General features: G+C 60.2%; 29 protein-coding genes and 2 tRNA genes. 14 read left to right on the forward strand and 17 right to left on the reverse strand.

What is annotated here, in order from left to right; translation table 11 throughout:
- Positions 1–62 precede the first annotated feature (62 nt).
- The 3 genes from LQK83_RS16020 to LQK83_RS16030 all read right to left on the reverse strand — a co-directional run bounded on the left by LQK83_RS16020 (position 63) and on the right by LQK83_RS16030 (position 2138).
- On the reverse strand, positions 63–278 hold the full coding sequence (locus LQK83_RS16020) for a zf-HC2 domain-containing protein (RefSeq protein ID WP_230838394.1): 216 nt from the start codon (positions 276–278) through the stop codon (positions 63–65).
- Positions 272–868 (reverse strand): sigma-70 family RNA polymerase sigma factor, encoded by a 597-nt coding sequence (locus LQK83_RS16025; protein WP_230830184.1) that lies wholly within the window; start codon positions 866–868, stop codon positions 272–274. Before LQK83_RS16025 ends, LQK83_RS16020 begins: the two co-directional genes overlap by 7 nt.
- Before the next feature lie 169 nt (positions 869–1037).
- Positions 1038–2138 carry an FAD-dependent oxidoreductase gene (locus tag LQK83_RS16030; RefSeq protein WP_230830185.1) on the reverse strand — a complete coding sequence of 367 codons (1101 nt, stop codon included), beginning with the start codon at positions 2136–2138 and terminating at the stop codon, positions 1038–1040.
- Positions 2139–2464: 326 nt separating this feature from the next.
- On the opposite strand from LQK83_RS16030, the gene LQK83_RS16035 reads away from it, so the two are divergent.
- Positions 2465–3097, forward strand: a complete 633-nt coding sequence (locus LQK83_RS16035; RefSeq protein WP_230830186.1) for a tyrosine-type recombinase/integrase — start codon at positions 2465–2467, stop codon at positions 3095–3097.
- A gap of 216 nt (positions 3098–3313) precedes the next feature.
- Here the strand turns inward: LQK83_RS16035 and LQK83_RS16040 are convergent, their stop codons facing one another.
- From LQK83_RS16040 to LQK83_RS16050, 3 genes are all read right to left on the reverse strand, one after another.
- Positions 3314–3907, reverse strand: coding sequence for a hypothetical protein (locus tag LQK83_RS16040; RefSeq protein WP_230838395.1), 594 nt, complete (start codon positions 3905–3907; stop codon positions 3314–3316).
- Between the two features lie 370 nt (positions 3908–4277).
- Positions 4278–6071, reverse strand: coding sequence for a hypothetical protein (locus tag LQK83_RS16045; RefSeq protein ID WP_230838396.1), 1794 nt, complete (start codon positions 6069–6071; stop codon positions 4278–4280).
- A gap of 267 nt (positions 6072–6338) precedes the next feature.
- Positions 6339–6428 (reverse strand) — tRNA-Ser (locus tag LQK83_RS16050).
- Between the two features lie 305 nt (positions 6429–6733).
- Here LQK83_RS16050 and rplU point away from each other — a divergent pair.
- The 4 genes from rplU (at position 6734) to LQK83_RS16070 (ending at position 8733) form a co-directional block, all read left to right on the forward strand.
- Positions 6734–7039: a 50S ribosomal protein L21 gene (gene rplU / locus LQK83_RS16055; protein WP_112628730.1), complete on the forward strand. Its 306-nt coding sequence runs from the start codon at positions 6734–6736 to the stop codon at positions 7037–7039.
- Between the two features lie 25 nt (positions 7040–7064).
- Entirely contained in the window at positions 7065–7337 is a 273-nt protein-coding gene (rpmA, locus tag LQK83_RS16060; protein ID WP_109856461.1) for a 50S ribosomal protein L27, read from the forward strand.
- A 140-nt stretch (positions 7338–7477) separates the two neighbouring features.
- Positions 7478–8125 carry a GNAT family N-acetyltransferase gene (locus LQK83_RS16065; protein ID WP_230838397.1) on the forward strand — a complete coding sequence of 216 codons (648 nt, stop codon included), beginning with the start codon at positions 7478–7480 and terminating at the stop codon, positions 8123–8125.
- Complete coding sequence (locus LQK83_RS16070; protein ID WP_230838398.1) at positions 8122–8733, forward strand: GNAT family N-acetyltransferase; 612 nt, start codon at positions 8122–8124, stop codon at positions 8731–8733. Before LQK83_RS16065 ends, LQK83_RS16070 begins: the two co-directional genes overlap by 4 nt.
- 93 nt (positions 8734–8826) lie before the next feature.
- Here the strand turns inward: LQK83_RS16070 and LQK83_RS16075 are convergent, their stop codons facing one another.
- Together LQK83_RS16075 and LQK83_RS16080 are read right to left on the reverse strand one after the other, a co-directional pair.
- Positions 8827–9273 (reverse strand): acyl-CoA thioesterase, encoded by a 447-nt coding sequence (locus tag LQK83_RS16075; protein ID WP_230838399.1) that lies wholly within the window; start codon positions 9271–9273, stop codon positions 8827–8829.
- Between the two features lie 135 nt (positions 9274–9408).
- Positions 9409–10284 (reverse strand): 3-hydroxybutyryl-CoA dehydrogenase, encoded by an 876-nt coding sequence (locus tag LQK83_RS16080; RefSeq protein WP_230838400.1) that lies wholly within the window; start codon positions 10282–10284, stop codon positions 9409–9411.
- Positions 10285–10457: 173 nt separating this feature from the next.
- Between LQK83_RS16080 and LQK83_RS16085 the strand changes: the two genes are divergently transcribed.
- The 3 genes from LQK83_RS16085 (at position 10458) to LQK83_RS16095 (ending at position 13918) form a co-directional block, all read left to right on the forward strand.
- Positions 10458–11843, forward strand: coding sequence for an NAD(P)/FAD-dependent oxidoreductase (locus LQK83_RS16085; RefSeq protein WP_230838401.1), 1386 nt, complete (start codon positions 10458–10460; stop codon positions 11841–11843).
- A 130-nt stretch (positions 11844–11973) separates the two neighbouring features.
- Positions 11974–12603, forward strand: coding sequence for a GntR family transcriptional regulator (locus LQK83_RS16090; RefSeq protein WP_230838402.1), 630 nt, complete (start codon positions 11974–11976; stop codon positions 12601–12603).
- A 10-nt stretch (positions 12604–12613) separates the two neighbouring features.
- Positions 12614–13918, forward strand: a complete 1305-nt coding sequence (locus tag LQK83_RS16095) for an NAD(P)/FAD-dependent oxidoreductase (RefSeq protein ID WP_230838403.1) — start codon at positions 12614–12616, stop codon at positions 13916–13918.
- Between the two features lie 256 nt (positions 13919–14174).
- Here LQK83_RS16095 and LQK83_RS16100 read toward each other — a convergent pair whose 3' ends face one another.
- From LQK83_RS16100 to LQK83_RS16125, 6 genes are all read right to left on the reverse strand, one after another.
- Complete coding sequence (locus LQK83_RS16100; protein WP_230838404.1) at positions 14175–15104, reverse strand: electron transfer flavoprotein subunit alpha/FixB family protein; 930 nt, start codon at positions 15102–15104, stop codon at positions 14175–14177.
- A 22-nt stretch (positions 15105–15126) separates the two neighbouring features.
- Positions 15127–15876, reverse strand: coding sequence for an electron transfer flavoprotein subunit beta/FixA family protein (locus LQK83_RS16105; protein WP_230838405.1), 750 nt, complete (start codon positions 15874–15876; stop codon positions 15127–15129).
- A 285-nt stretch (positions 15877–16161) separates the two neighbouring features.
- Positions 16162–16872, reverse strand: a complete 711-nt coding sequence (locus tag LQK83_RS16110) for a rhomboid family intramembrane serine protease (RefSeq protein WP_230838406.1) — start codon at positions 16870–16872, stop codon at positions 16162–16164.
- Between the two features lie 4 nt (positions 16873–16876).
- Positions 16877–17455 (reverse strand): cob(I)yrinic acid a,c-diamide adenosyltransferase, encoded by a 579-nt coding sequence (locus LQK83_RS16115; RefSeq protein ID WP_230838407.1) that lies wholly within the window; start codon positions 17453–17455, stop codon positions 16877–16879.
- 6 nt (positions 17456–17461) lie between these two features.
- Positions 17462–17659, reverse strand: a complete 198-nt coding sequence (locus LQK83_RS16120; protein WP_230838408.1) for a twin transmembrane helix small protein — start codon at positions 17657–17659, stop codon at positions 17462–17464.
- Between the two features lie 22 nt (positions 17660–17681).
- Entirely contained in the window at positions 17682–18512 is an 831-nt protein-coding gene (locus tag LQK83_RS16125; RefSeq protein ID WP_230838409.1) for an SDR family oxidoreductase, read from the reverse strand.
- Positions 18513–18643: 131 nt separating this feature from the next.
- Between LQK83_RS16125 and LQK83_RS16130 the strand changes: the two genes are divergently transcribed.
- A complete protein-coding gene (locus tag LQK83_RS16130) occupies positions 18644–19570 on the forward strand; it encodes a YihY/virulence factor BrkB family protein (protein WP_269065659.1) in 927 nt (308 codons plus the stop codon).
- On the opposite strand, the gene gluQRS is transcribed toward LQK83_RS16130, so the two are convergent.
- The gene (gene gluQRS / locus LQK83_RS16135; RefSeq protein WP_230838411.1) at positions 19508–20392 is read right to left on the reverse strand and encodes a tRNA glutamyl-Q(34) synthetase GluQRS; all 885 of its coding nucleotides are present in this window, start codon (positions 20390–20392) and stop codon (positions 19508–19510) included. The two genes, LQK83_RS16130 and gluQRS, sit on opposite strands and share 63 nt — an antisense overlap.
- A 44-nt stretch (positions 20393–20436) precedes the next feature.
- Here gluQRS and LQK83_RS16140 point away from each other — a divergent pair, with 44 nt between their 5' ends.
- Both LQK83_RS16140 and LQK83_RS16145 read left to right on the forward strand, forming a co-directional pair.
- Complete coding sequence (locus LQK83_RS16140; RefSeq protein ID WP_230838412.1) at positions 20437–21084, forward strand: DNA-3-methyladenine glycosylase family protein; 648 nt, start codon at positions 20437–20439, stop codon at positions 21082–21084.
- Between the two features lie 127 nt (positions 21085–21211).
- Entirely contained in the window at positions 21212–21769 is a 558-nt protein-coding gene (locus LQK83_RS16145; protein ID WP_230838413.1) for an HNH endonuclease, read from the forward strand.
- A gap of 166 nt (positions 21770–21935) precedes the next feature.
- On the opposite strand, the gene LQK83_RS16150 is transcribed toward LQK83_RS16145, so the two are convergent.
- Both LQK83_RS16150 and LQK83_RS16155 read right to left on the reverse strand, forming a co-directional pair.
- Complete coding sequence (locus LQK83_RS16150; RefSeq protein WP_230838414.1) at positions 21936–22439, reverse strand: disulfide bond formation protein B; 504 nt, start codon at positions 22437–22439, stop codon at positions 21936–21938.
- An 11-nt stretch (positions 22440–22450) separates the two neighbouring features.
- Positions 22451–23047: a YqaA family protein gene (locus LQK83_RS16155; RefSeq protein WP_230838415.1), complete on the reverse strand. Its 597-nt coding sequence runs from the start codon at positions 23045–23047 to the stop codon at positions 22451–22453.
- A 217-nt stretch (positions 23048–23264) separates the two neighbouring features.
- Here LQK83_RS16155 and LQK83_RS16160 point away from each other — a divergent pair.
- The 3 genes from LQK83_RS16160 to LQK83_RS16170 all read left to right on the forward strand — a co-directional run bounded on the left by LQK83_RS16160 (position 23265) and on the right by LQK83_RS16170 (position 25475).
- Positions 23265–23349 (forward strand) — tRNA-Leu (locus LQK83_RS16160).
- A 36-nt stretch (positions 23350–23385) separates the two neighbouring features.
- Positions 23386–23700 (forward strand): hypothetical protein, encoded by a 315-nt coding sequence (locus LQK83_RS16165; protein WP_230838416.1) that lies wholly within the window; start codon positions 23386–23388, stop codon positions 23698–23700.
- An 80-nt stretch (positions 23701–23780) separates the two neighbouring features.
- The gene (locus tag LQK83_RS16170; protein ID WP_230838417.1) at positions 23781–25475 is read left to right on the forward strand and encodes an ArnT family glycosyltransferase; all 1695 of its coding nucleotides are present in this window, start codon (positions 23781–23783) and stop codon (positions 25473–25475) included.
- The last annotated feature ends 46 nt before the right edge of the window (positions 25476–25521 follow it).

Raw genomic sequence — 25521 nt, forward strand, 5'->3', positions numbered from 1 at the left:
CAAACTCCTATTTTTGTTCGGTTACTTGGCCATTTGTCGGCGCATCTGAGCCTTTCTTACAGTCACCGCTCGCTGTCCGTTTCGGAAGGCCTGGAGAGGTCGTCCGGAACGGAACAGTAAAGCCTCGACAATTGGCGCAGATCCGCGGCCTGACGCGAAAAGCGACGGCAGGCGGGACACATGGCAAGATGCGTTCCCAGCCGCATCCGCTCCACGAGCGTCAGCTTCCGGTCCAGGGAATCCGAAGCAAGCTTCGTCGCGCTCCAGCAGTTCAGCATGCCCGCTTCTCCCCTTGGAACCAGTGTTTCTCGAGACAATTGCGCAGCCGAAGCCGCGCGCGGTGAAGAAGCACGTTGAGGTTAGAGACAGAAACGCCTGCATCAACGCATATGTCCGCAGTCGCCATGTCCATGAACTCCCGCATCATGAAGACCTTGCCCTGCTGCGCGGGAAGATGATTGAGGCATGCATCGAAGACACGCCAGAAATCGCGCCCAAGGACGTTATCCTCGGGAGTACCCCAATCGGTCGGCCTGTTTTGCGCCTTCCATATGCCGCGCCTGTCGAACAGGGTATCCACATCATCTGCCTCGCCATCGAACGAGACCAAGGGCGCAAGCTGGGCAAGCTTCTGTCTCTGTCTGATCGTGTCGATGATCTTGTTTTTAAGGATGGCAAAGACCCAGGTCTTGATGGCAGCCTGACCGGCAAAGGTCGAAACGTTCTTGAGCGCTCCGGCCAAGGCCTCCTGAACGGCATCCTCCGCAACAACAGGATCAGAGAGTTGCAGGATCGCAAATTTGAGCATTTGCCCTCGCAGTTCCCTTAGGAACTCTGGATTATCGAAGGCAGGTTCCGGCTTCGTCATTATTGCCCCGTGCGGATGAGATGAAAAGGATTGGCTGGCAAGGTGTCACAGAAACCTAGTCGCGTCGTTCAAGTTCTCGTGAAAGCGCGAGACCTGCGCCATGGTGAGCGGTATGTTCCTGCGGAATCGACCTTCCCCTTTACCTCGATCGGCGCTCCCGTAAATGTGATCATACTTTGAGGCGATTGATGAAGTTTCGATCGATGCGGTCCTTCCAACGCCATGCCCATCTTCCCTCAGCGCTCAGCGCACCCCAGGAGGCGATTGCAGTTCCGGGTCCGCTCGCCAGAATGTAGAGGGATCTCTTCCTCGGGAAGTAGGGTTGCAGGCTTTCGCCTTTTGATGCCGCGATCAGGTTTCGTGCCAGCACCGGTCCGGCGCGAACTGCGTGAACGCCCGATTTCTCCATGGTCACATCCGTTCTTGCCGCGACATCGCCCACCGCAAACACGTTGGGATGGGAAGCACTCCTGTGCGCGGCGTCGACCAGAACAAAACCGTGTTCATCGAGCGACAGCCTGGACAGTTCGAGCCATGAAGCGGGGCGGGCACCCGTCGCGGCAATCACATAGTCGGCGTCCAAGGTTTGGCCATTCGATAGGTGCACACCATTCGCGCTGCCGGCCGCGCGCTCCTGGATGACCATGATCCCGCTTCGAGCGAGCGCATGTGTGGCCAGCCTGCGTGCTCTCGCACCATGGCTGGAAAGGACGCTGGAGCGGCCGGCAATAAGGAAAACCTCTGCCGTGACTGAAGCTGAGTCGAGCGCCCGTTTCGTTGCGAGCGCCAGTTCGACCCCGGCCGCGCCGCCGCCGACAACGACGAGGCGAACCTGTGCTTCGGCCTTCGCGCGGTCAAGCAGTTGATGCCACTGAGCCACGAAGCCATCAATCGGCTTGGGGAGCAGAAGCTTGTCTGAAAGGCTGGCAAGCCATCCAGCATTGATCTCGCTACCGATGTCGAGAGACATCAAATCATAACCCAAATCCCGTCCGTCAGCAAAGCACACCATGTTGCGATCGGCATCGATGGCAGCGACAGGCTCAAGGATCAGTCGAACACCCGCCTTCGCGGCAAGGGGCCGGATATCGATCCTGCAGTCATCTTCTGCATAGCGGCCTGATATCAGCCCCGGCAACATTCCCGAATAATACTGCCAAGGCGAAGGCGTCGCCATTACGACCTCAAGATCATCGCGGCGCTTCTTCGCAAGCTCCTCCATGACAATCAGATGAGCATGTCCACCACCCACCAGAAAAATCCGCGTCATGGTTCGCTCGATGGCTCTGTCAGATCAGCCACGCTGCCAACCGCAGCTAAACCAAAAACTCGAATGACATTTCTCCTGGAATATTCCATCGCCATGGTGCCGTAGCTCTTAAACAGGTGAACTTACCAACGCTAGTCGTCCGCAAACGCCAAATCTTACACCCTTTCCTGACGCGCTGCGCCGGGCAGACACAATCCACTGCCCGCCAGTCGTCAAAACAGAAATAATTTCCGGCTCAGACCGTGCCGACGATTTGCAATCGGCCCCGCCATGGAGCCAAAACCGTTCATTCTCCCTCTGGCCAATGTGGCCGTAGGAGAACTAAAATGGGTATCTCACAATATGATCCTGCTGCACTGGGTAAACCGGCTTGGAACGCAGGAAAGCAAGTTGGCGTCAAGAAGCCCCTGAAACAACGCCAGATTTGGGCAGTCCGCTTCTACCTCGACCGAGAAGGAAGGATGAGAGATCGTGCGCTTTTCGATCTTGCGATCGACAGTAAGCTCCGCGGCTGCGATCTGGTAAAACTCAAAATCGGGACCCTCGTCACTGGCCATGAAATCCGAACTCGAGCGATAGTCGTCCAGCAGAAGACCGGCCGGCCGGTGCAGTTCGAAATTACGACTGAGGTCCGAGCCAGTCTGCTTGCTTGGCTTCAACGAAGGGGAGGAACAGTCGACGACTATGCCTTTCCCAGTCGTGTCGACCATACCGATCATCTTAGCACTCGACAGTATGCCAGACTGGTGGATGAATGGGTGACAGCGATTGGGCTGCGTCGGGAGGACTATGGCACGCATTCCCTTCGACGAACAAAGGCTGCCATGATTTACAAAGCCACCGGCAACCTCCGAGCGATCCAGATCCTGCTTGGCCATACCAAGATCGAGAACACAGTGAGGTATCTCGGCGTCGACATTGAGGATGCCTTGGAACTCGCCGAACGAACCGAAATCTGAATTATTCCGTTGGCGATGATATATGTCCGCTTCTGTGCTTCATCCGTCAGAAGCGGACAGTCCCCTCACGGCCCCAAAGCGGAAATTATTTCCGGATCAACAATGCCGCCAAGTACTGCGCCTGGTCCTGATGGCGCAGAGACTTGTCAATTCACCATACTTTCGCAATTGGCAGCTACGAGAAAGACGGTCGCCCTAAGAATGCAGCCGGCCGAATCAAAGCACCGAGTGCCTGGCGTTCGCTTCAATCAAATCGTTGATGTGTTGCGCGGAAGAAGTCAGAAAAGCCTCAAGTTGGTCAACCGCCGGAAGTCCGACTGTGACTATCTGGTTCTTCAAATCAGCTTTCATCATATCGCGCTCTCTTGGTTTGAGACTATCCCATCGGGTCAAAAATGCGCAATCGATTTCGATCGCTGGTGGCTCATAGGTAACGCCGTCAGACGAAAGGCACCTGTGCGCGAAAACGTAGTCGGAAGGGTGCTTAAGAAAGCCCGCCCACCGCCGGATCATTTTGTCAGCCTCGCTTTCCGAATAGCTGCCTTTATGAGAGGTCTCCACCGTAGCTCGGATATACTCCCTGAGTACATCCAGTCTCAGAATGAGAACCTCAGACATTTCCTCGCACGCAATCTCCGACCTGGGCAGGCTCAGGATGCGGCGGACAGAGTTGATGACGGCGGCAATGTTGCACGCTTCGGCAACGTGATAATGGTCCTCAACACCATCATCGAATTGAACAATCAGCGCCCCGTGAACTGACGGAGATTCGTAAAGAACACAGGACAGGGGCTCTTTGTTTTCATCCATCAGCGTCCTGTGAAGACTTGTCTTCAAGGCACGAAAGTCCGCTCTCGTATAGGCCACCCCAGAATCCGTTCTAATTCGATATTTCAGAAAATTTGGCTGAGCGACTCTTTCTTACAGTGCCAAGACACAACAATCTGTTGTTTCTGGTCCGATGAAGACGACATTCGCCCCTATTTCTTTCTCTAAGCCGCTGCCAATCCCGGGTGGCATTCAGGTCACTCCTCCCTAAATTTTCTACATGTTGTCGGTCGGCATGCCAACATATCATAGCAATGTCACCGCTTTTGCTTCCGTAGGAGTGTCTTGGATGTCCTGGTAGGCAGGGCTCCAATGCGGAAATTATTTCCGCTTTGCCATTCTCGGCGCAGCGTCATTCCAGCTTCTCGAGCTTGGTTCCGATTGCCCGTCCCAAAGTCCGTTTCTTCTTCCACATCGCGTCGAAATCCAGTCCCCTGAACATCGAGAAATCAATAGCCGGATTGAGCGGCAGGTTGGCAATGTTATGCGCCGACTTTTCGGTGATGTGCCTGAAACCGTACTTCGAATGCTCGTCTTCCCCGGCGTCGTGACCCGCCTGGAGCCGAAGATCTCGATCACGAACATCCTGATCACGGCCTTCGGCGATAAAACCACCGCGAAGCGAGTGGAAAACCTCACCTCGAGTATCTTTGATGCCAGCCCGCGCGTAGAGCCGCCCCATATATTGAGACGCTGTCTTGGATGGATCCGCTTTCTTCATCAGCTCCGGAAAGATAAACTCGTCGCCAATCGTCTGAGTCCAGTCGACAAATCCGATCTCGTTCAGGAAGTTGTGAAGCACAAAGAACTTGACGCTGTCATCGGTCTTGACCGGGACGGTTTTCCAACGGCCGCCGACCTGGATGAGATTGGTGACTTGTGCCACCGCGACGTCGTCGTATTTCTTGCGGATATCGCTGCCGCGGAGATGAACGAGAAGCCCTATCCGCCGGCCAGTCATCAAGCCGATAAGCGGTAGCATTGCCTCGTCCATGAACCCCGAGTTTACTCCCACTTCGAAAAGCTTTGAGATCTTGTCGGCACCAAGTGGTTCTGCCGAAACTTTTTTTCGCGCGCTATCGGGATAGCGCAAAGAAGTGTCTCGCATCGGATTTACGTAGTCGTACTTTGTGGTCCGCGAGCCGAAGACTGATTTGACGACCGCGACGTAGCCGTCCTCCAAGGTCGCCTTGGCGAGTGGCAAGACTTGCAGTTCTGCGTTCCAGCGGATTATGTCAATTGTGGACATCCCTGCCGGGCGTTCCTTTTCCTTTGCTGGCCATTTGCCCATGAGGTGGACGAAGGCCTGAAGATCCGCCGCCGTGTAGGTATCGATCGGATGATCGCCGATCAGCTCGACGAACATGTTGAGGCGCATTTCGGCGGTTTGAACGTCTTTTGCTTTTTCGGTCTTGCTCTGATAGCGATCTGAAAGATATTCGCTCGCGATCTCGCTGAACAAAGGCTTTGTCGATGGAGCGCGGACGACTGATTTGCGGTCCTGCTCATAGGCAGGTGTCCTGTCGACCTTGATGCGACCAGATGCACTGCGTGCTGTAATTATGGGCGCGTCTACTTTCTTCGTAAGTGCGCCCGATGGCGAGTGGGCGGCAGCGAAATTCGGCTCTGGCTGCCCAGCCCTCGGCTCGGCTGCCGTCAGGGGTGTAGGTGGCGGTGAAGCAAAGAGCTGAGGCTCGGAGGCTTTCCCGTCTCGAAGTTCCTTCTCGAATTTCTGATATCGGAGGGTGGCGAGAGCCTCCGCGTTGTCGGCGATCACGGACTGATGCGGCAGGCCTTGCTGCTTGGCAGAAAGCTGCTGCGCATAACTGACGACATCCTTCATGAATGCGAGCCCACGGGCCTCATCGGCTGGAGGTTCCGATGGCGGGTTGCGGATGTCGAAAAGCGCTGACTTCATCATGATAGTCAATTGCGTGAGGAGCAGGGCCTGCTGCTCGTCGTCGTCAAGTCCGTCCGGTTCTGTACCAACCATGCTTTTTGCAAGCTCCCTGAATTTCATCCGCGCGACTGCTGCCAACCGATCGGCAATCTCGCGCGCTTCGGCTTTCGACAGCACACCTAGCCCGATGCGGATCGGCCGCAAACCCCTGCCGCCTGCTGCTGCGGGGATGCGAATCTGGAACATCCAAGACGCGCCTGATCGCAGAAGATAGCGGTCTGAAGATCGCGCACGCGGCTTACGATTCCGTTTCGAAACGGAAGAGGCTTCGACGTTCGGATGTTCAGTCCCGTGGGTCTCCGATGATACAATGGACGATACATCCAACGATACAATGGACGATACAATTGGCTTCTTGGTCAAGATTCTGGCCCTTGGCTGAGGGCAGATCACTCAGAAAAGCGTATTAGGCTCAAACACTTGCGGCGAAATTGGAGGAGAGTGTTTGTACGATGGCGGAGAGGGTGGGATTTGAACCCACGATACCCGTGAAGGTATGCCGCATTTCGAGTGCGGTGCATTCGACCACTCTGCCACCTCTCCGCATGTCTGGTCGGCGCGGTTTGACGCGCGGGCTGTCTCATAGCGAGAGATAGATGGGCTGGCAAGAGCGAAAATGCAAGAAATCATCGGGCCTTGGGTTGACAGTCATTCAACCTTCACGTATCCCGCGACGGTCAAATGGCATGGACTCTGTCCGCTGTTTGGTTCCGCGGGATTTGCGGGTTTCACCGGCAGGTGGGCCGAGGCTGCAAGGCTTTGATTTCCCTGCTCAATCGACTGATAAAAAGACGGCCTGTCTCGCAAATCGCAAGATAAGAGCCGGAACGGACATGAAAGGTTAAAAAATGTTCGCAGTCATCAAGACCGGCGGTAAGCAGTACCGCGTGGCCGCCAACGACGTTCTGACAGTTGAAAAGCTGGAAGGCGAAGCAGGCGCCAAGATCGAATTCACTGAAGTTCTCATGGTTGGCACGAAGATCGGCGCTCCCGTTGTGGCAGGCGCTGTCGTGACGGCGGAAGTTGTCGAGCAGGGCCGCGCCAAGAAGGTCATCGCCTTCAAGAAGCGCCGCCGGCAGAACTCCAAGCGCACCCGTGGCCATCGCCAGCATCAGACGACTGTCCGTATCCTGGACATCGCGGCCGGCAAGTAAGAACTAGGTTTAAAGGAGAACTCCCATGGCACACAAAAAAGCTGGCGGCTCCTCGCGCAACGGTCGCGACTCGCAGTCCAAGCGCCTTGGCGTGAAGAAGTTCGGCGGCGAAGCCGTCGTAGCAGGCAACATCATCGTGCGTCAGCGCGGTACGCAGTGGCACATTGGTGACAATGTCGGCCTCGGCAAGGATCATACGATTTTTGCGCTTACCGCCGGCAATGTGAACTTCCGTACGAAAGGCAACGGCCGCACGTACGTGTCCGTGATGCCGAAAGCGGCGGAAGCAGCGGAATAAGCCGGTAGCGCTCTAAAACAGCCGGCGTCCCATGGACCCGGCTGGCACACCCTGGAAACAGGTTCAGGCCAGAGACAAAAAGGGGAGATGGGGCGATACCCAACTCCCCTTTTTCTTTTGTCTCAAGAAGGACTGAACCGATGCAAAGCGAACTGTTGAGAGAGGGACCATCCCGGTCCCCGCTAGAGCGGGCAGAGTTGCCATCTGCACCGCAAAGGGCCTTAAGTGCGTCCCCCGTCCTGTTATCCGAGCGGCTGGTTCTGCGCGCTCCCCACATTGATGACATCGACGCCCTTGCCCATCTCGCCAACAATGCCAAAGTCGCCACGATGGTATCGCGCATGCCCCACCCCTACACGGTGGCGGATGCCCGAGCCTTTGTCGGCCGCGCCGCCCATGGCGGGATTGGCAAGGCCGTCTATGCCATCACGAAGGCGGATGACGGTCGATTTTTAGGTTGCTGCGGGATCGAGCAGGACACGAGCGACCCCACCCGTGCCGAGATCGGCTACTGGCTGGGCGAGCCGTTCTGGAACCAGGGCTATGCGACGGAGGCCGCACAGGTTCTCGTCGACATGGCCTTCCGCTCCGGACAGATCGAGACGATCGATGCGCGTTGTCGCGTCGTCAATGTCGCCTCGCGGCGGGTCATTCACAAGTGCGGGTTCCAGTTCCAGGGCACCGGCATGGTCTCGGTTCTCGCCATGGGCGGGCCGGTTCCGGTCGAATGGTACAGGCTCGACCGGCGGACCTGGATGTCGTTGAGAAGCTGGGGAGGTTCGAGATGAGCGCGCTCGCACTTCCACAGCGGAGCCAAAGGCACGCGTCGGCTCCCGCCCGCAGCCTTGACTTCGCCACCCAGCCGACGATCCGCACGCCGCGGCTTAACCTGCGCAAGCTGAAGCCGGAGGACCAGTACCGGATTGCTGCCGCCATGCAGGATATCCGGGTCGTCCGCATGCTGACCTCGGTTCCGGTCCCCTATGCCAGCGACGATGCGCTGGACTGGATCCGGCTCTGGGGAGCCGGCGAGATGAATGGCTGGGCCTATGCCATCACCTTCGACGGCGGTGCGCTGGAAGGCTGCATCACCATCGAATGGCGGGAAGCGGGCGAGCGCACCGGCTGGCACCTCGGCTACTGGCTGTCGCCCTCCCACTGGGGCGACGGCTACATGACCGAGGCCGTCAGCGCGATCATCGAGCGCTTCTTCGGCCGGATGATGGGCGAAACGCTGTTTGCCGGCGCGATTGCTGACAATCCGGCGTCGCTCAAGGTGCAGGACAAGCTGGGCTTTCAGGTCACGGGGACCAGCGATGTCTACTCGCATTCCCGCGGCGCGATGGTTCCGGTCATCGATACGGAGGTCACGTTCGGCTCGTTCATGCCGGCGTGACATTCGGAAAGTTAGACGCAATTCCGGACGCGAAGGCGGTTTCCGCTTTTGCTGGAATTGCTCAGAGGCCTCGCCGATCCCTGCGGCGGGGCCTCAAGCCTCTATCTCTCCCAGCCTTTTGCGCATGGTGTCGCTCAAGGCTTTCGGTCGCCGTGTCGCTCGATCCACATAGACATGAATGAAAAAGCCTTCAGCGCTCGCCGTGTCCTCGTCGTTGCGGAAGAGCCCGACTTCGTAGCGTACCGAGGACGAGCCGATGCGGGTAACTCGGATGCCTGCGGTGATGACATCCGGGAACATCATTTCGGCGTGGTAGCGGCAGCCTGTTTCCACCACAAGGCCGACCTCCGTGCCGGCTTTCAGGTCCAGAAGCCCGGCCTCGATCAGCCAGCCATTCACAGCGGTGTCGAACAGCGAATAGTGCACGACATTGTTCATGTGGCCGTAGATGTCATTGTCCATCCAGCGCGTGTGGATGGTGCGAAAGGTTCGGTAGTCCGCGCGGCGCGAGGGAGCTGTCCGGGTGCTTTCCGCTGTCATGATGGTCTCCTCCCCGTTTGGGCCCGCATTTTCATGAGGTTGCGGTAAATCGCAACGGCGCTCTGCCCGACATGCGGGAGCGCGCCAGGCTTCTGCCTGCGGAGCAAGCCGCCCTGCGAGGGCTAGCGATCCGGATCAGCGTGTCGGAACCGGCACTTCGCCACGATAGTCGTAGAACCCTCGGCCCGTCTTGCGGCCAAGCCAGCCGGCTTCGACATATTTGACCAGCAGAGGACACGGGCGGTATTTGCTGTCGGCGAGGCCATCGTAGAGGACCTGCATGATGGAGAGGCAGGTGTCGAGGCCGATGAAGTCGGCGAGCTGTAGCGGGCCCATCGGGTGGTTGGCGCCGAGCTTCATGGCCGTGTCGATAGCCTCGACCGAGCCGACGCCTTCATAGAGCGTGTAGATCGCCTCGTTGATCATCGGCAGCAGGATGCGGTTGACGATGAAGGCGGGGAAATCTTCCGACACGGTGATGGTCTTTTCCAGCGCCGTCACATAGGCGCGCGCCGCCTGGAAGGTCGGGTCGTCGGTGGCGATGCCGCGTACCAGTTCGACCAGCTTCATGATCGGAACCGGGTTCATGAAATGGATGCCCATGAAGCGCTCCGGCCGGTCGGTGGCGGAGGCAAGGCGCGTGATGGAGAGCGACGACGTGTTGGTCGCCAGCATCGCCGAGGGCTTCAGGAGCGGGCAGAGCTGGGCGTAGATCTTGCGCTTGATCGTCTCGTCTTCGGTCGCCGCCTCGATGACGAGATCGGCTTCGGAGAGAACGGCCATGTCGGCGCCGCCGGAAATGCGGGCCATGGCGGCTTCGCGGGCTTCGGCGGTGATCTTGCCGCCGGCGACCTGGCGGGCCATGTTGGCGCCGATCGTGGCAATGCCGGCTTCGACGCGCTCGGCGGAGATGTCGTAGATTGCGACCTTGTAGCCGGCCAGCGCGCTCACCTGCGCGATGCCGCCTCCCATCTGGCCTGCTCCGATGACGCCGATCTGTTCGATGGCCATGGTGTCGTCTCCCCCAAGTCTTGCTGCTTGTAACCCTTGAAATCTTTTGGCTTCTGAGCCTTGTCTAGTGATAACGTCAGACTTTCTCGATGACCAGTCATTTCGCAAGTGCGAGATGATTTCAATCGATTTGGATTTGCGATTTTCTCAAGTGTAAAAAGGTTGCCACACTTATGCAGGTCAAGATGAACGGTAACGTCTCCTTCTGGTATGCCGATCTGGGTGGCCTGCCGGAGAAACGTGCCGCTCTGCCGGGCGATCGCGAGGCGGATATCTGCATCATCGGCGCGGGTTATACAGGGCTCTGGACCGCCTATTACCTGAAGAAGGCTGATCCTTCGCTCTCCATCGTCATTGTCGAGCGGGAGTTCGCCGGCTTCGGCGGGTCGGGACGCAATGGCGGCTGGCTTTCCGGCGGGTTCGACTGGTCGCGGGAGAAGTATCTCAAGACCTCGAGCCGTCAGGCCGTGATTTCCATGCAAAGCGCCATGGCGGGAACGGTGGACGAGGTGATCCGGGTGGCGGAGACCGAGGGGATCGATGCGGATATCGTGAGGGCCGACAATCTTGTCGTGGCGACCAATGCGGCGCAGATGGGCCGGCTGGCGGATGACTATAGGTCGATGCGCGATTGGGAGGTTCCCGCCGAGAAGGTGGCGCTGTTGTCGGCGCGCGAGGCGACGGAACGGGTTCGGGTCGAGGGCGTTCAGGGCGGCCTCGTCGTGCGCGGCATGGCGCGGGTGCAGCCGGCGAAGCTTGCGCGGGGGCTCGCCGACGCTGTCGAGCGGCTGGGCGTGACGATTTACGAGGGAACGGCAGTTACCGCTTATCGCAAGGGCGTGGTCGAGACGGATCGCGGCAGCGTGCGCGCGCCGGTCATTCTCAGGGCGACGGAGGGGTTCACCGCAGGGCTTCCGGGGCATGAACGCGAATGGCTGCCGCTCAACAGCGCGCAGATCGTGACCGAGCCCTTGCCAGAGGCGCTGTGGGACGAGATCGGCTGGCGGGGACATGAATTGCTCGGCGAGGGCGCGCATGCCTATTGCTATGCACAGCGCACCCGCGAGGGCCGCATCGCCATGGGCGGGCGCGGCGTGCCCTATCGTTTCGGCTCGCGCACCGATGTGAACGGACAGACGCAGGATGCGACCATCGCGCAGCTTCATGCGATCCTGCTGCGGCTGTTTCCGAAGCTCAAAGGTGTGCGCATCGATCATGCCTGGTGTGGTGTTCTGGGTGTGCCGCGCGACTGGTGCACGACGGCGGGGTTCGACGCTGCGAAGGGCATTGGCTGGGCGGGCGGATATGTGGGGCTTGGGGTTTCCAGTTCCAACCTTGCCGGTCGCACGCTCGCCGATCTGGTGCTGAAGCGCGATACGGAACTCGCGCGCCTGCCCTGGGTCAATCGTACGGTGCGCCGCTGGGAGCCGGAACCGCTGCGCTGGCTCGGCGTTCACACGATGTATCAGCTGTACAAGATTGCGGACCGGCGCGAAGCGGAGGGGCTGGGGCGCACGTCGCGGTTGGCCCGCTTCGCTGACAAACTGACGGGACATTGATGAACCTGATGATTGCGGGCACTGGCATCGCGGCGCAACTGGCTATAATCTTCGCCGAACAGATTTGATCAATCGTCGGGTGAGCGGGACGACATTGCTGAAGCCATTGGACAGGAATACGCGGGAAAGCGTGAAGAAGTGGACCTACCGGTCGCTGCGCCATTCGGTGATGACGGGGCGTCTGCCGCCGGGACAGGCCGTCACCATTACCGGGCTGGCGGAGGAGTTGGGCGTGTCGGCCATGCCGATCCGCGAGGCGCTGCATCTGCTGGTCGCCGATGGGGCGCTCGAGCATATGGACAATCGCCGGGTGCGCGTGCCCAACATGACGCCGGAGAAATTCGACGAGACGCTCTCGGCGCGCATCGCGCTCGAAACGCTCGCAGCCGAACGCGCCATGCTGCATGTCGACGAGGCGAGACTTGCCCGCATGCAGAAGCTCGATGCCGAGATCGATGAGGCCTATGACGCCGACGATATCGAAAGCGGGATAGAGCGCAATTTTGCGTTCCACCGTTGCCTCTACGAGACGCGTTCGTCCGCGGTCCTGCTGCCGCTGATCGAGTCTGTCTGGGTGCGGCTCGGGCCATTCATGCGGGAAGCCACCGAAAATCTGGAAGAGACCTATCGTTTTGACCGGCATGCCGAGGCCATGCAGGCCATCCGCGACAAGGATGCAGAGGCCCTGCGCCGCGCCATCGTTTCCGACATTCAGGATGGGGCGGGCTATCTCGGACGCAAGCGGTTCTCCGGCGCATGAAGGTGACGGCGTGGACATCCTGACGATCAACGGCGATACCGGCCGCTATCCGAAAAGCTATTACGCGGCGACCGCGCATCCGTTTGAAGCGGCGCCCCCACCGGAAGGCGAAATTCGCTGCGATGTCTGCATCATCGGAGGCGGCTTTACCGGTGTGTCCAGCGCTCTGCATCTGGCAAAACGCGGCTACAGGGTTGTGCTGTTGGAGGCGAACCGCATCGGCTGGGGTGCGTCGGGGCGTAATGGCGGGCAGGTCAATACCGGCATGCGGCTCGACCAGCCGGTGCTGGAAGCGAAATACGGGCGCGAGACGGCGCGCCGGCTCTGGACGGTGGCCACGCAGGCGGTCGATCTGGTCAAGGCACTGATTGCCGAACATAAGATCGACTGCGGCTTCAAGCCGGGGGTCATTCACAGTTCTCACCGCGCCGGTGATGCGCGTCATTTCGCTGAACTCACCGCGACGATGCGCGAGAATTACGACGTCACGTCGATGGAATTGCTTGAGCGCGACGCGCTGCATGCGCTGCTGCCGACGGATTTCTATTGCTGCGGCCTGCTGGATCGTGATGCGGGGCATCTGCATCCGCTGAACTATCTTTTCGGGCTTGCCCGCGCCGCGCAGGCCGATGGCGCGCTGCTGCATGAGAATGCGCGGGTCGTTTCCATCGAAAAGGGTAGTCCGGCGATCGTGAAGACGGATCGGGCGACGATCCGGGCCGATCATGTCGTGGTGGGCGTCAACGGCTATGGTGGAAGGCTGGTCGGCGAAGACGCGCCCTATGTCATGCCGATCAATGCCTATATCGGGACGACGCGGCCGCTGACGGAGAACGAGGCGGCGCGGGTGCTGACCCAGGACTACGCGGTCGCGGACTCGAAATTCGTCATCAACTATTTCCGCCTGACACAGGATCGCCGGCTGCTCTTCGGTGGCGGTGAGAGCTACGGCTATCGTTTCCCGGCCGATCTCGATGGCATCGTGCGGCGGCCGATGAGCCAGGTGTTCCCCCATCTGAAGGATGTGCCCTTCGATTACCGCTGGGGCGGAACGCTTGGGATCACCATGAGCCGGATGCCGCATTTCCGCAGGCACGCCGGGAATATCCTGACGGCGGGCGGGTTCTCCGGACAGGGTGTGGCGCTGGCGACGCTGTCGGGGCAGGTGATTGCGGATGCGATTGCCGGGCAGGCCGAGCGGTTCGATCTGATGGCTTCGCTGCCGTCGGTGCCGTTTCCGGGCGGAACGGCCATGCGGCTGCCGCTGCTGGTGCTGGCGATGACGTGGTATGCGTTGAGGGATCGGCTGGGGTAAATCCGGCGTTTGCGGGAGATTAAGGCCCCTCCCCACCCTCCCCACAAGGGGGAGGGAGACCGTGCGGCACCCATAAGTGCGCCATCGATCACAAACGGCGTGAAAAACTCGGTGCTCAATCGGGGCGATGCAGGCGCTTCTTTCCGTCTCCCCACTTGTGGGGGAGATGGCTTCAGCCAGAGGGGGAACCTCACCCGCAAACGCAAAACGGGCCGGCACGAATGCCGACCCGTTTCAATCTATATTCCCGCTCGACTCAAAGCGCCTTTTCAAGCTCCGGCAGAGCTTCGAACAGATCCGCGACGAGGCCATAGTCGGCGACCTGGAAGATCGGGGCTTCCTCGTCCTTGTTGATGGCGACGATGACCTTCGAGTCCTTCATGCCGGCGAGGTGCTGGATGGCACCGGAAATGCCGCAGGCGATGTAGAGTTCGGGTGCCACGACCTTGCCGGTCTGGCCGACCTGCCAGTCGTTCGGGGCGTAGCCTGCGTCGACGGCAGCGCGTGATGCGCCAACGGCAGCGCCCAGCTTGTCGGCAACAGGCAGGATGACTTCCTGGAACTTCTCCGACGAGCCGAGTGCACGACCGCCCGAGATGATGATCTTGGCGGAGGTCAGTTCCGGACGATCAGACGAGGAGAGTGCATCCGAGACATGGGACGAAACGCCCGGGTTGGCGGCAGCGCCAACGGTCTCGACGGAGGCCGAACCACCTTCACCGGCAGCGGCGAAGGATGCGGTGCGCACCGTGATCACCTTCTTGGCGTCGGTCGACTGAACGGTCTGGATGGCGTTGCCGGCATAGATCGGACGCTTGAACGTGTCGGCCGAAACGACCTCGATGATTTCCGAGATCTGTGCGACGTCGAGAAGCGCTGCGACGCGCGGCAGGATGTTCTTGCCCGTGGCGGTGGCTGCGGCCACGATCGCGTCATAGGAGCCGGCGAGCGACACGATGAGGGCCGCAACCGGTTCTGCCAGCTGATGGCCATAGGCGGCATCGTCAGCGACGAGAACCTTGGCAACGCCTGCAAGCTTGGCAGCCTGTTCGCCTACGGCGGCAGCGCCGCTGCCTGCGACCAGCACATGAACGTCGCCACCGATCTTGGTGGCAGCCGTGAGCGCCTTGGCTGTCTGGTCGGAAAGGGTCTTGTTGTCGTGTTCGGCAACGAGAAGAATGGTCATGATTGGATCTCCCTTCCGTTTCTTAGAGGACGCCGGCGGACTTGAGGCTGGAAACCAGCTCGCCCACGGTCTTGACCTTGACGCCGGCCTTGCGGCCGCCCGGCTCTTCGGTCTTCAGGACCTTGAGGCGCGGCGAGACGTCGACGCCGTAGTCGGCGGGCGACTTCTTGTCGAGCGGCTTCTTCTTGGCCTTCATGATGTTCGGCAGCGAGGCATACCGCGGCTCGTTGAGGCGAAGGTCGGTGGTGACGATGGCCGGAAGCTTGACTTCGATGGTCTGGAGACCGCCGTCGACTTCGCGCGTCACGTTGGCCTTGGAGCTGTCTACAATTTCGACCTTCGATGCGAACGTGCCCTGAGCCCAGCCCAGCAGGGCTGCGAGCATCTGGCCTGTCTGGTTCGAATCGTCGTCGATCGCCTGCTTGCCGACAATGACGAGGCCAGGCTGTTCGGCTTCGACGACGCCCTTGACGATCTTGGCAACGGCGAGCGGCTCGACGGTTTCTTCCGTTTCAACCAGAATGCCGCGGTCGGCGCCCATGGCGAGTGCGGTGCGGATGGTTTCTTCGGCCTTGGCCGGGCCGACCGAGACGACGACGACTTCATCCGCCTTGCCGGCTTCCTTGAGGCGAAGCGCCTCCTCGACGGAGATTTCGTCGAACGGGTTCATCGACATCTTGACGTTTGCGAGCTCAACGCCCGTTCCGTCGCCCTTGACGCGGATCTTCACGTTGTAATCGACAACGCGCTTCACTGTGACAACAATCTTCATGGAGCCCTTCCTTCGCAATTTCCTGGAGGAACATGCGTTAATCCACACGCGGCCAATTGCCGGTTGGCGACATGGATAAGCGTTTTTCCTCCAAATTCAACGCGCATCCCATCGCCGGGGGGATTTTTTTCGGCGTCTGGAGACGGTGCGCGATGGAACCGCATCGCCAGCCCTCCCAGAACTCCGGACTTCTCTATCTTACGTTTACGTCAAGGTCAATAATATTCACGGCTGGATCAGCAGAGCCGTGAAATTCAGGAATGCGAAAAAATGTCCCGTCGCCGTTTACCGTATCGGTGGTCCGTTCTGTTCGGCGCCGCGGTCCAGAAGCGGTACGCCGGGCCTTTTCAGAAGGATCACGAGGATGGCACCCGCGACGATACCGCCGGTATGTGCGCCCCATGAGACCATGCCGCTATTGTCGGTCGCCAGCATGTAGAATTGTTCGCCAATCCACAAGAGAAGCGGGATGAAGGCGGGCAGGGGGAGCGGGATGCCGAAGAGCACGAGCGCCCAGACGCGGACGCGCGGATGCAGCAGCACGTAGGCGGAAATAACCCCGGAGATCGCGCCCGATGCACCGATCAGCGGGATCTGCGATGTCGGGTCCGTCAGGCCGTGCACCAGCGCGCCGAAGGCCGCGCAGGCAAGATAGAACACGGCATATCGAAAATGCCCGAGCGCATCTTCGACATTGTCGCCGAAGACAAAGAGGAAGAGCAGGTTCACCGCGATATGCATGAAGTCGATGTGGAAAAACGCATAGGTGACGAAGGTCGCCCAGGTCGGCACAAGCACGATGGATGGGTCGAGATGGTCGCCGTTGAAGAGCACGCCCGGGATGAAACCGAGCGCCATCTGGACTGTGTTCTGTTCGAGCACCGTTTCACGCCGCAAGACGATCCAGACGAGAATGTTGGCAATAATCAGCGCATAATTCACGTAAGCGCGCTTGATGTATTTCAGGCCGTTCTGGTCGTGGATCGGCAGGAACATGTGTCTATCTGTCCTTCCCCGGCACCCAGAGCACATCGCTGGCGCCGTTGTCGTTGGCGACGCGGGCGGCGACGAAGAGCAGGTCGGACAGGCGGTTGATGTAGCGCATTGCCGCCGGGTTGATGCCTCCATGCTCGCGCTGGTTCAGCGCCACCATCAGGCGCTCGGCGCGGCGGGACACCGTGCGGGCGACATGGAGCGCGGCAGAGGCCGGCGAACCGCCAGGCAGAACGAAGGATTTCAGCGGCTGAAGGCCGGCGTTCAGCGCATCGATGGCATGTTCGAGATCATCGACCTGCTTTTGCGTCACACGCAGCGGCTCATAGCCCAGTTCTTCCGGGGTGCCGGGGGAGGCGAGGTCGGCACCCAGATCGAAAAGCGCGTTCTGGATGGCGGCCAGGATCGGGTCGAGTTCAGGCATGTCTGCCGTCGACAGGCGCGCCACGCCGATGAAGGAATTGGTCTCATCGACCACGCCATAGGCTTCGACGCGCAGGTCGGTCTTCGAAACGCGGTCGCCGCCTGCAAGCCCGGTCGTGCCGTCGTCACCGGTGCGGGTATAGATCTTGTTCAGTTTTACCATGTCGTATCAGCGGCCTCCGCCGGTCAGCCAAAGCGTCAGCATGATCAGCGCGACCGCGATCGCCTGAAGCGCCACGCGCATCTGCATCAGTTTGTTGGATGTGTTGCCGCTGCCGCCTTTCAGGAGGTTCCAAAGGCCCCGGATGAGGACGAGGGCGGTGGCGACCATGAAAATGATCGCCAGAATATAGGTGAATCCCCCCATGATGTTTCCTTTTTCGCGGCGTTCAGCCGACTCTTGTGATCAGTCTGTAAAACATATCCGCAGGAAGCAGCTTTTTCAAAAGCATTCCCTGTTTTGCCACTGTGGTTACGGGATAGTGCGCCTTTGGATTGGCTGAGGTGAGCGCTTTTTCAAGAACCGCCATCACGGCCTCCGGCCCGAGCTTGCCTTTCGCGCGGCGTTCGCCTTTCAAGCGGCCGAGCTGGCGCTCGTAGGAGGCGGCGTGAACCGAGTTGTGATAATCGATGTTGGCGAGAAACTTTTCCAGCGCGGTGGCGAGAAAACGCGACTCGATGGGGCCCGGTTCGATCAGCGAGACATGGATGCCTGTTCCGGCAAGCTCCATCCGCAGCGTGATGGACAAGCCTTCGAGGGCGAATTTGGAGGCCGTATAGGCGCCGCGATAGGGCGCGGGGACGACGCCGAGGATCGAGGAGCATTGGACGATCCTGCCATGGCCCTGTCTGCGCATGACCGGGACGATCAGACGGGTGAGTTCATGCCAGCCGAAGAAATTGGCATCGAACTGAGCCTTCAGCACCTCCACCGTCAGGTCTTCGACCGCGCCCGTCTGGCCATAAGCGCCATTGTTGAAGAGGGCGTCGAGCGTGCCGCCAGTTCTGGCCGTCACATCGGCGACGAGGCGGCGGATGCTGCCGAGATCGGCATAATCCATCAGGAAGGTCTCTATGCCGGCGGCCTCAAGGCGCGCGCGATCCTCTTCATGCCGGACGGTGGCAAAGACGCGCCAGCCTTTTTCCCGAAGTGCACGGGCGCAAAATGCACCGATGCCTGTGGAACTGCCGGTGATGAGAATCGTTTTGCCAGATGTCATGGAGGGTTCCTGTACAAACTCATCTGCATTTCCCATATTCGAGAAGGTGACGCAACGAGATGGCCACGGTTCGCAAAGCTGAGCGCATCACCACAGAAGAAGACGGGGGTCCGGTGCGGATATTTGGGAAGTTGATCTACAGGGTGCTTTATGACGCGCTCTACCACTTCACCGACGATGACGGCTGGGCCATGGCGAGCCACGTGGCGCTCTCGTCGCTGCTGGCGATCTTCCCGTTCCTCATCTTCGGCACGACGCTCGCGACCTTTCTGGGTGCGAAGGAATTTGCCGAAACGGCCGTGCATCTCATCTTCGATACCTGGCCCGAGACGATTGCCGAGCCGATCGCCAAGGAGGTCGTGCAGGTTCTGACCATCCCGCATGGCGGGCTGCTGACCGTCTCGGTTCTGGCTGCGGCCTACTTCGCCTCCAACGGCATCGAGGCGCTGCGCATCTCGCTCAATCGCGCCTATCGCGTTCACGAGATGCGCCCCTGGTACATCACCCGTGCGATCAGCCTGATCTATGTTCTCGCCGCGGTGCTGGCGCTGGCAGCCGTCAGCGTGTTTCTCGTCGTCGTGCCGCTAGCGGCCGGCTATGTCGAAGGCTGGCTTCCATGGACCGCGACGATCATCAATCTGATCGAGAGCTGGCGTGTCTGGGGCACAATCATCGTGCTGACCGCAGCCCTCTTCATCGTCCATCTCTACATGCCGGCGGGGCGGCGGCGTCTCATTCAGGTCGTTCCGGGCATTGCCTTCACGCTGATCGCCTGGGCGCTTTCGGCCTATGTCTTTGCCTATTACATCTCGACCTTTGCCAATTATACCCGCACCTATGCGGGTCTCGCCTCGATCATGATCGTGCTGGTGTTTCTTTACATGACCGGCGTGATCTTCATCATCGGAGGCGAGATCAATGCCGCCATGATGAAGTTCAGGGTGTTCCGCATGTTTGGCCGGTCCGGTTTTCGGTCATTGCCCGAGATCGCTGATTCAGAGCCCCACGCGGCGGCGAATGTCGAGGGGCGAAACACCGGCCGCGCGCAGCGCCGCTAGCGCGGTGTCGCCCTGGCTCTTCGAGAGCTTGCGGCCGTCCGTGTCAAGGATCAGGCGGTGGTGATGGTAGACAGGTGCTGGAAGGCCGAGCAGGTTTTGCAGCAGCCGGTGAACCGGTGTGGCGGCGAAAAGATCAAGGCCGCGCACGACATGCGTCACGCCCTGAAGCGCATCGTCCACCACAACAGACAGGTGATAGCTCGATGGGGCATCCCAGCGCCAGAGCATCACATCGCCCCACAGGGCTGGATCGAGCGCCAGCGTACCGGCACAGGCCGGACCCGTTTCAACAAAGGATGGCGTTTCGCCGGCTTCGGCAAGCGCTTTTGCCATGTCGAGCCGCCAGACATGCTGATCGCCGGCGGCAATGCGGGCGGCGGCTTCGGCTTGCGGACTGGCCTTGTCGATTGGCGGATAGAGCGGCGCACCGTCGGGATCTCGCGGCCAATCCCGGCCCGCCGCCTCGTGGTCCGCGACATAGCGCTTGACCTCGCCGCGGCTCATGAAGGCCGGATAGACGAGGCCGATGGCCTTCAATCTGTCCAGTGCAGCGCGATAGTCCTCGGTATGTTCCGACTGGCGGCGCACGGGGCGCTCGTATGCGATGCCGAGCCAGGCAAGGTCATCATGGATCGACTGTTCGTATTCGGGACGGCAGCGGGTAATATCGATGTCCTCGATGCGCAGCAGAAGGCGCCCCCCGGCGGCCTTCGCCATCTCGTCGTTGAGAAGGGCTGAAAGGGCGTGGCCGAGATGCAGATAGCCGTTGGGGCTTGGAGCGAAGCGGAAAACGGGTGGCATGATCGCGGGCTTTTCAGGCATAGCGTTTCATTTCAGAAATTTTGGGCGGTGCCAAGGAGGGTGTGGTGAAGCCGATCACCTGCGAAGCCGACGTTGCGGCAGGGCTCGAGGCGCTTGTGGTGCTCGATCCGCGGCTCGCCGATATCGTGGTGCATGCCGGGCCGGTTCCGCTGCGGCTTCAGCCTGCCGGCTATGCGGGATTGGCGGAAATCGTAGTTTCGCAAATGGTCTCCAAGGCCTCGGCGTCGGCGATCTGGGGCCGACTTGCAGTGCGGCTTGACGGCGAGGTGGGGGCTGCTGGCGTTATGGCGCTCGGCGCTGACGGCCTATTCTCCGTCGGCCTTTCGCGCGCCAAAGCCTCGACACTGCTCGCGATCGCGGATGCGGAACTTGCCGGGCAGCTGGATCTGCAGGGCGTCTGCCGGCTGGAAATCTCGCAGGCGATGGCGCATCTGACGGCCATCAAGGGCGTCGGGCCGTGGACGGCGGAGGTTTATCTGATGTTCTGCGCCGGCCATCCGGATATCTTCCCTGTCGGGGATATTGCGCTGGTCCATGCAGTGCACCACGCCTTTGCGCATGAAGCAAAGCTGAACGGTCGCAGGCTGGCGAGTTTTGCCGAATGCTGGTCGCCGTGGCGATCTGTCGCAGCGCGACTCTTCTGGGCCTTTTATTCCCGGCAGGTGCGGCGCGCTGCCGACCCCTTGGGCTGAGCGTCTCTTGCGCTGGCGCAAGCCACGGGAAAGCGATGTAATTCCGGCTTTTTGCGGGGGCTTCACAATAGCGTCAAAACAAGCCTAGTATAGGAAGTGAAGATGCCGAATCGATCAGGAGAACGCCTTGACGATTGCAGTCTCACCGCAGTCCTTGCCCGCGCTGGTGCTCAACGCGGATTACAGGCCACTGAGTTATTATCCCTTGTCGCTGTGGTCCTGGCAGGACGCGATCAAGGCGGTCTTTCTTGACCGCGTGAACATCATCGCGGAATACGATCATGCCGTCTCGTCGCCGAGCTTCTCGATGCGGTTGCCAAGCGTTGTCTGCCTGAAAAGTTATGTGAAGCCGGCGCGCTATCCCGCATTCACGCGCTTCAACGTGTTCCTGCGCGACAAGTTCGAATGCCAGTATTGCGGGTCGGAGGACGAACTCACCTTCGACCACCTGATCCCGCGCGCCCATGGCGGCGAGACCCGCTGGGACAATATCGTGACGGCCTGCGCGCCCTGCAATCTGCGCAAGGGCTCCAAGCTGCCGCATCAGGCCAACATGCATCCGCGCCAGAAGCCCTGGCATCCGACGGTGCAGGAGCTGCACAATAATGGCCGCTTCTTCCCGCCGAACTATCTGCATGAAAGCTGGATCGACTATCTCTATTGGGACAGCGAACTCCAACCCTGATTTCAGATATAAATCCGCCGGGATGGCCTGCAAACGGCGCTGCCTGCGCTTCCGGTGCTCACGTACCTTCAAGTACGCTGCGCTCCGGCTCCCGGCAGCACCGTTTTCGACTCATCCCGACGAATTTCCGATCTGAAATCGGCACCGTTGGCGCGAATTTGAAGCCTTACCCTTTGCGGCGGATACCCCACGCCGCGACGCCGGCGATGATGAGGCTCGCAACGACATTCCAGCCGGCGAAGGAGAGGCCAAGGACGCGCAGGGCCGCTTCGGTGCAGGACGGGCCATGGACGGAATTGAGGTCGCTCAGCAGGTTGCCGGCGTCCTTGGTCACGGCGTTGACCGGGGTCGAGCAGGTCGATGGGCCAGGCCAGAAGCTCCATTCGGCGCCGGCATGGTAAGTGCCGAGCCCCGCGCCGATCAGCATGGCGATCATCACGATGGCGATCAGCGCCTTGACGATCCATTTCGGCATGTTGATGAGCGCCGCGATGGCAGCAACGATCGCGACGGGGATCGCATAGTAATAGGGCTCGCGCTCCATGTAGCAGAGCGCGCACGGGATATAGCCGCCGATATACTGGAAGCCGAGCGCCGTTCCGACAGTCGCCGCCATGGCCACTGCCAGCAGGATTGCAGGAAGAAACTGGGGCTTTGCGGACGCGTTCATGGTTTTGCCGATCATGAGGATGCGTGCAGGTAATGCAGCACGAGATAGAGAAGGATCAGGATGGCGGCGATCACGCCGGCGATCAGGCCGAGCCGCTTTTCGATGAATTCGCGGATTGGCTCGCCGTAGATCTTCAGGAGCGCGGCCAGCAGGAAGAAGCGGGCGCCGCGCGCTACGATTGCAGTCATGATGAAGAGGCCGAGATTGACATTTGCGACGCCGGCCAGGATCGTCACGACCTTGATCGGCGGCAGATGGGCAAGGCCGGACGTGATCAGAAGCAGCACGATCATGCCGAAGCCGGTCTCGGTCTTCAGCCGCTCGAAGGTCTCCAGCTTGCCGTAGAACTCAAGCACCGGCTTGGCCACCGCCTCGAAGGCATAGTGTCCGATATACCAGCCCAGAATGCCGCCAAGCACGGAGAAGACCGTTGCGACGAGAGCATAGCGCCAGGCGCGCTCAGGCCGGGCCAGCGCCATCGGCAGGAAGAGAACGTCGGCCGGAACGAGGAAGAACGAGCTTTCGACGAAGGCGATGATGGCAAGCCAGACTTCTGCACTCTTCTTCCCGGCCAGCGAGATCGTCCAATCATAAAGTCTGCGGAGCATGGAAGTCCTTCGCGGGTTCGCCCGGCGGCGCGCGTTTGCGGTTTTGCTGTGCTGCAATAGCGGGCTTTGGACGGTCTGTAAATTCGGCTGCCGTTCAACTGTTTGTCAAATCGGAAGCGAATGGCAGCTGTGTGACGACATTTTCCGGTTGACCGGCGATAGGCTGTCCGTATAGTCCGGCGCGTCCGCGGCCATGCTTTGCCTGGTTTGCGGCAATGCCCCATTGGCGGAATTGGTAGACGCGCTCGACTCAAAATCGAGTTCCGCAAGGAGTGCTGGTTCGACCCCGGCATGGGGCACCACTGGCTTTCACCCCCGAGGCTCAAGGTGCGTTTTTGATGCAGAATGTTGCGATGATGGTCCTGCTTTCCGTTATCGCGCTGGCGTTGATCAGTGGCCTTTTCGTGTTTCTCGGCATGGGCTGGAAGTCGCTGATTGCGGGCTCTGTCCTCTATCTGCTCTTCGGGGGCTTCGTGGCGATGGCTCAGTTTGCCGGCGCCGGCGGATGCCCGACCTGGCGCACCGACGGCGTGATGATCCCGATATTGGCGTGGCCAGGGGACTTTTATGTGAACGTTGTGACGGGGGATATTTCCGCGCGGCGCTACCTGATCCCCCGCACCTGCGAGCTGCCCGCCTCCACAGCCGGTTGACAGCTTTTCCTTCCAATTTCCACGATGGCGCACTAAAAGACCGCCGGACGCCGCATGCGGCACAGACTTTTGAGGTTTAGATGAGCGCTCATGCGAACTCTCCGGCTGACCGTGCTGGCAGTCTTTGGCTGCCGTTCCTGATTTCGATCGGGATTGCTGTTTTTCTCATCACGCTAATGCCCACGGTCATGTTCTGGGATCGCGACGAGGCCTTCTACGCGCGCGCTGCCGTCGAGATGCTTCAGTCCGGCAACTGGATTCTGCCGACCTATAATGATGCGGTGTTCCCCGACAAGCCGCCGCTGATCTACTGGCTGATGATGTTCTTCATGAGCATTTTCGGCCAGAACGAACTCGGTGCGCGCTTTGCATCCGCGCCTGCCACTGCGGCATCGGCCTTCCTGATCTTCCTGATCGCCAGCCGGCTTTTCGACCGCCGCGCCGGCCTCTGGTCGATGCTGGTCTTCGCCTCATCGACGCTGACGATCTATCTCGGCATTACGGCGATGCTGGATGCCGTTCTGGTTTGTTTCATTTGCCTGGCACTGTGGGCTTTCGTTGCGATCATGCAGGAGCGTGAGGGTTTCTGGGGCAAGGCGGCGATCTTCCTCGTCGCCATGTCCCTGTCGCTCTTGACCAAGGGGCCGGTCGGACCTTCCATCATCGTGCCTGCGGTGGCCATCACTTGGTTCTTCTCCCGGCGGGGCGAGCGGCCGCCCTTCTGGCAGATGGTCGTGCTGGCGGCATCCACCTTTATCGGCGTCGGCATCTTTCTGCTCTGGGCGGTCCCCGCCAATAACATGAGCCACGGAGAAATGCTGCAGACCGGCTTTGGCGAACATGTCATCCATCGTGCGCTTAACCCCATGCAGAGCCACGGTGCGCCGGGACTGCTTGGCTATCTGGCCTTCCTGCCGGCTTATATTCCGACGCTTTTCATCGGCTTCATGCCGGCGACCCTTTTCCTGCCGGCGGCGCTGTCGGCCATTGTGCGCAAGCCGGCAGCGGAAGGTACCCCTTCGCCGCGGCTGTTCCTTCTATCCTGGATCGTTCCTGGCTTCGTGATGTTCTCACTGGCTGCGACCAAGCTGCCGCATTACATCGAGCCGATGATCCCCGCCTTTGCGATTGCGGCAGGTGGCGTTATAGCCGGCCGGCTAAGCGCCGGCACGACCTCGCTGCGGATCGGACGCTGGCTCTATATTCTTCAGATCGCAGGCCTTGCCGCCGCACTTCTGGCCGTTGTGGCGCTGGCGCCGACATTGCTCTTGAAGATCGCGCTCGTCGTCATTGCCGTCGGCTGCATCGGTTTTGCGTTCCGCATTTCGCTCCTGCACCGGCTGAGTGACTATGAACAGGCCATGCGCACTGCGCTGGTTTCCGTCGTTCTGCTGATGGAAAGCATGTTCCTGCTCGTCATTCCGGTGCTCGAGCGCGATATCAAGCTGTCCAAGCCCGTCGCCGAATTGCTGCGCAAGGACTTCAAGCCGGGTACGCCCGTGTTCGACGCAGATTATCTGGAACCCAGCCTGGTCTTTTATCTCGGCTGGCCGGTCGATAGCCCCATACGCGACGTTCCCGGCGATCAGGCTGGACGCATGGCCTTCCTCACCTCGCCGGGCGAAAGCGCCCTTGTTGCAACGCGTGAGCAGTACGAGTTGCTAAAGGCGCTCGATCATGCCGACAGGCTGGTCGAACTGGGTTCGTTCACCGCCTGGAACACCAATGTCTCCGGGCGTTTGCAGACAATCGTCGTCGCCCGCCTGAAGCCGTGACGATGTTTGAAGCTTGATCCTTTGGCGCGAAGGGTGCTATTTCGCA

Source organism: Rhizobium sp. C1, assembly GCF_021026335.1.
Taxonomy (GTDB): domain Bacteria; phylum Pseudomonadota; class Alphaproteobacteria; order Rhizobiales; family Rhizobiaceae; genus Ensifer_A.

Coding starts and splice junctions, on each gene's coding strand:
- LQK83_RS16065 (WP_230838397.1), top strand. CDS start 7,478: ATGCAAAGCGAACTGTTGAGAGAGGGACCATCCCGGTCCCCGCTAGAG.
- LQK83_RS16075 (WP_230838399.1), bottom strand. CDS start 9,273: ATGACAGCGGAAAGCACCCGGACAGCTCCCTCGCGCCGCGCGGACTAC.
- LQK83_RS16110 (WP_230838406.1), bottom strand. CDS start 16,872: ATGTTCCTGCCGATCCACGACCAGAACGGCCTGAAATACATCAAGCGC.
- LQK83_RS16080 (WP_230838400.1), bottom strand. CDS start 10,284: ATGGCCATCGAACAGATCGGCGTCATCGGAGCAGGCCAGATGGGAGGC.
- LQK83_RS16025 (WP_230830184.1), bottom strand. CDS start 868: ATGACGAAGCCGGAACCTGCCTTCGATAATCCAGAGTTCCTAAGGGAA.
- LQK83_RS16035 (WP_230830186.1), top strand. CDS start 2,465: ATGGGTATCTCACAATATGATCCTGCTGCACTGGGTAAACCGGCTTGG.
- LQK83_RS16045 (WP_230838396.1), bottom strand. CDS start 6,071: ATGTTCCAGATTCGCATCCCCGCAGCAGCAGGCGGCAGGGGTTTGCGG.
- LQK83_RS16100 (WP_230838404.1), bottom strand. CDS start 15,104: ATGACCATTCTTCTCGTTGCCGAACACGACAACAAGACCCTTTCCGAC.
- LQK83_RS16040 (WP_230838395.1), bottom strand. CDS start 3,907: ATGGATGAAAACAAAGAGCCCCTGTCCTGTGTTCTTTACGAATCTCCG.
- LQK83_RS16030 (WP_230830185.1), bottom strand. CDS start 2,138: ATGACGCGGATTTTTCTGGTGGGTGGTGGACATGCTCATCTGATTGTC.
- LQK83_RS16105 (WP_230838405.1), bottom strand. CDS start 15,876: ATGAAGATTGTTGTCACAGTGAAGCGCGTTGTCGATTACAACGTGAAG.
- LQK83_RS16170 (WP_230838417.1), top strand. CDS start 23,781: ATGAGCGCTCATGCGAACTCTCCGGCTGACCGTGCTGGCAGTCTTTGG.
- LQK83_RS16150 (WP_230838414.1), bottom strand. CDS start 22,439: ATGAACGCGTCCGCAAAGCCCCAGTTTCTTCCTGCAATCCTGCTGGCA.
- LQK83_RS16165 (WP_230838416.1), top strand. CDS start 23,386: ATGCAGAATGTTGCGATGATGGTCCTGCTTTCCGTTATCGCGCTGGCG.
- rplU (WP_112628730.1), top strand. CDS start 6,734: ATGTTCGCAGTCATCAAGACCGGCGGTAAGCAGTACCGCGTGGCCGCC.
- LQK83_RS16155 (WP_230838415.1), bottom strand. CDS start 23,047: ATGCTCCGCAGACTTTATGATTGGACGATCTCGCTGGCCGGGAAGAAG.
- LQK83_RS16020 (WP_230838394.1), bottom strand. CDS start 278: ATGCTGAACTGCTGGAGCGCGACGAAGCTTGCTTCGGATTCCCTGGAC.
- gluQRS (WP_230838411.1), bottom strand. CDS start 20,392: ATGCCTGAAAAGCCCGCGATCATGCCACCCGTTTTCCGCTTCGCTCCA.
- LQK83_RS16115 (WP_230838407.1), bottom strand. CDS start 17,455: ATGGTAAAACTGAACAAGATCTATACCCGCACCGGTGACGACGGCACG.
- LQK83_RS16085 (WP_230838401.1), top strand. CDS start 10,458: ATGCAGGTCAAGATGAACGGTAACGTCTCCTTCTGGTATGCCGATCTG.
- LQK83_RS16120 (WP_230838408.1), bottom strand. CDS start 17,659: ATGGGGGGATTCACCTATATTCTGGCGATCATTTTCATGGTCGCCACC.
- rpmA (WP_109856461.1), top strand. CDS start 7,065: ATGGCACACAAAAAAGCTGGCGGCTCCTCGCGCAACGGTCGCGACTCG.
- LQK83_RS16070 (WP_230838398.1), top strand. CDS start 8,122: ATGAGCGCGCTCGCACTTCCACAGCGGAGCCAAAGGCACGCGTCGGCT.
- LQK83_RS16125 (WP_230838409.1), bottom strand. CDS start 18,512: ATGACATCTGGCAAAACGATTCTCATCACCGGCAGTTCCACAGGCATC.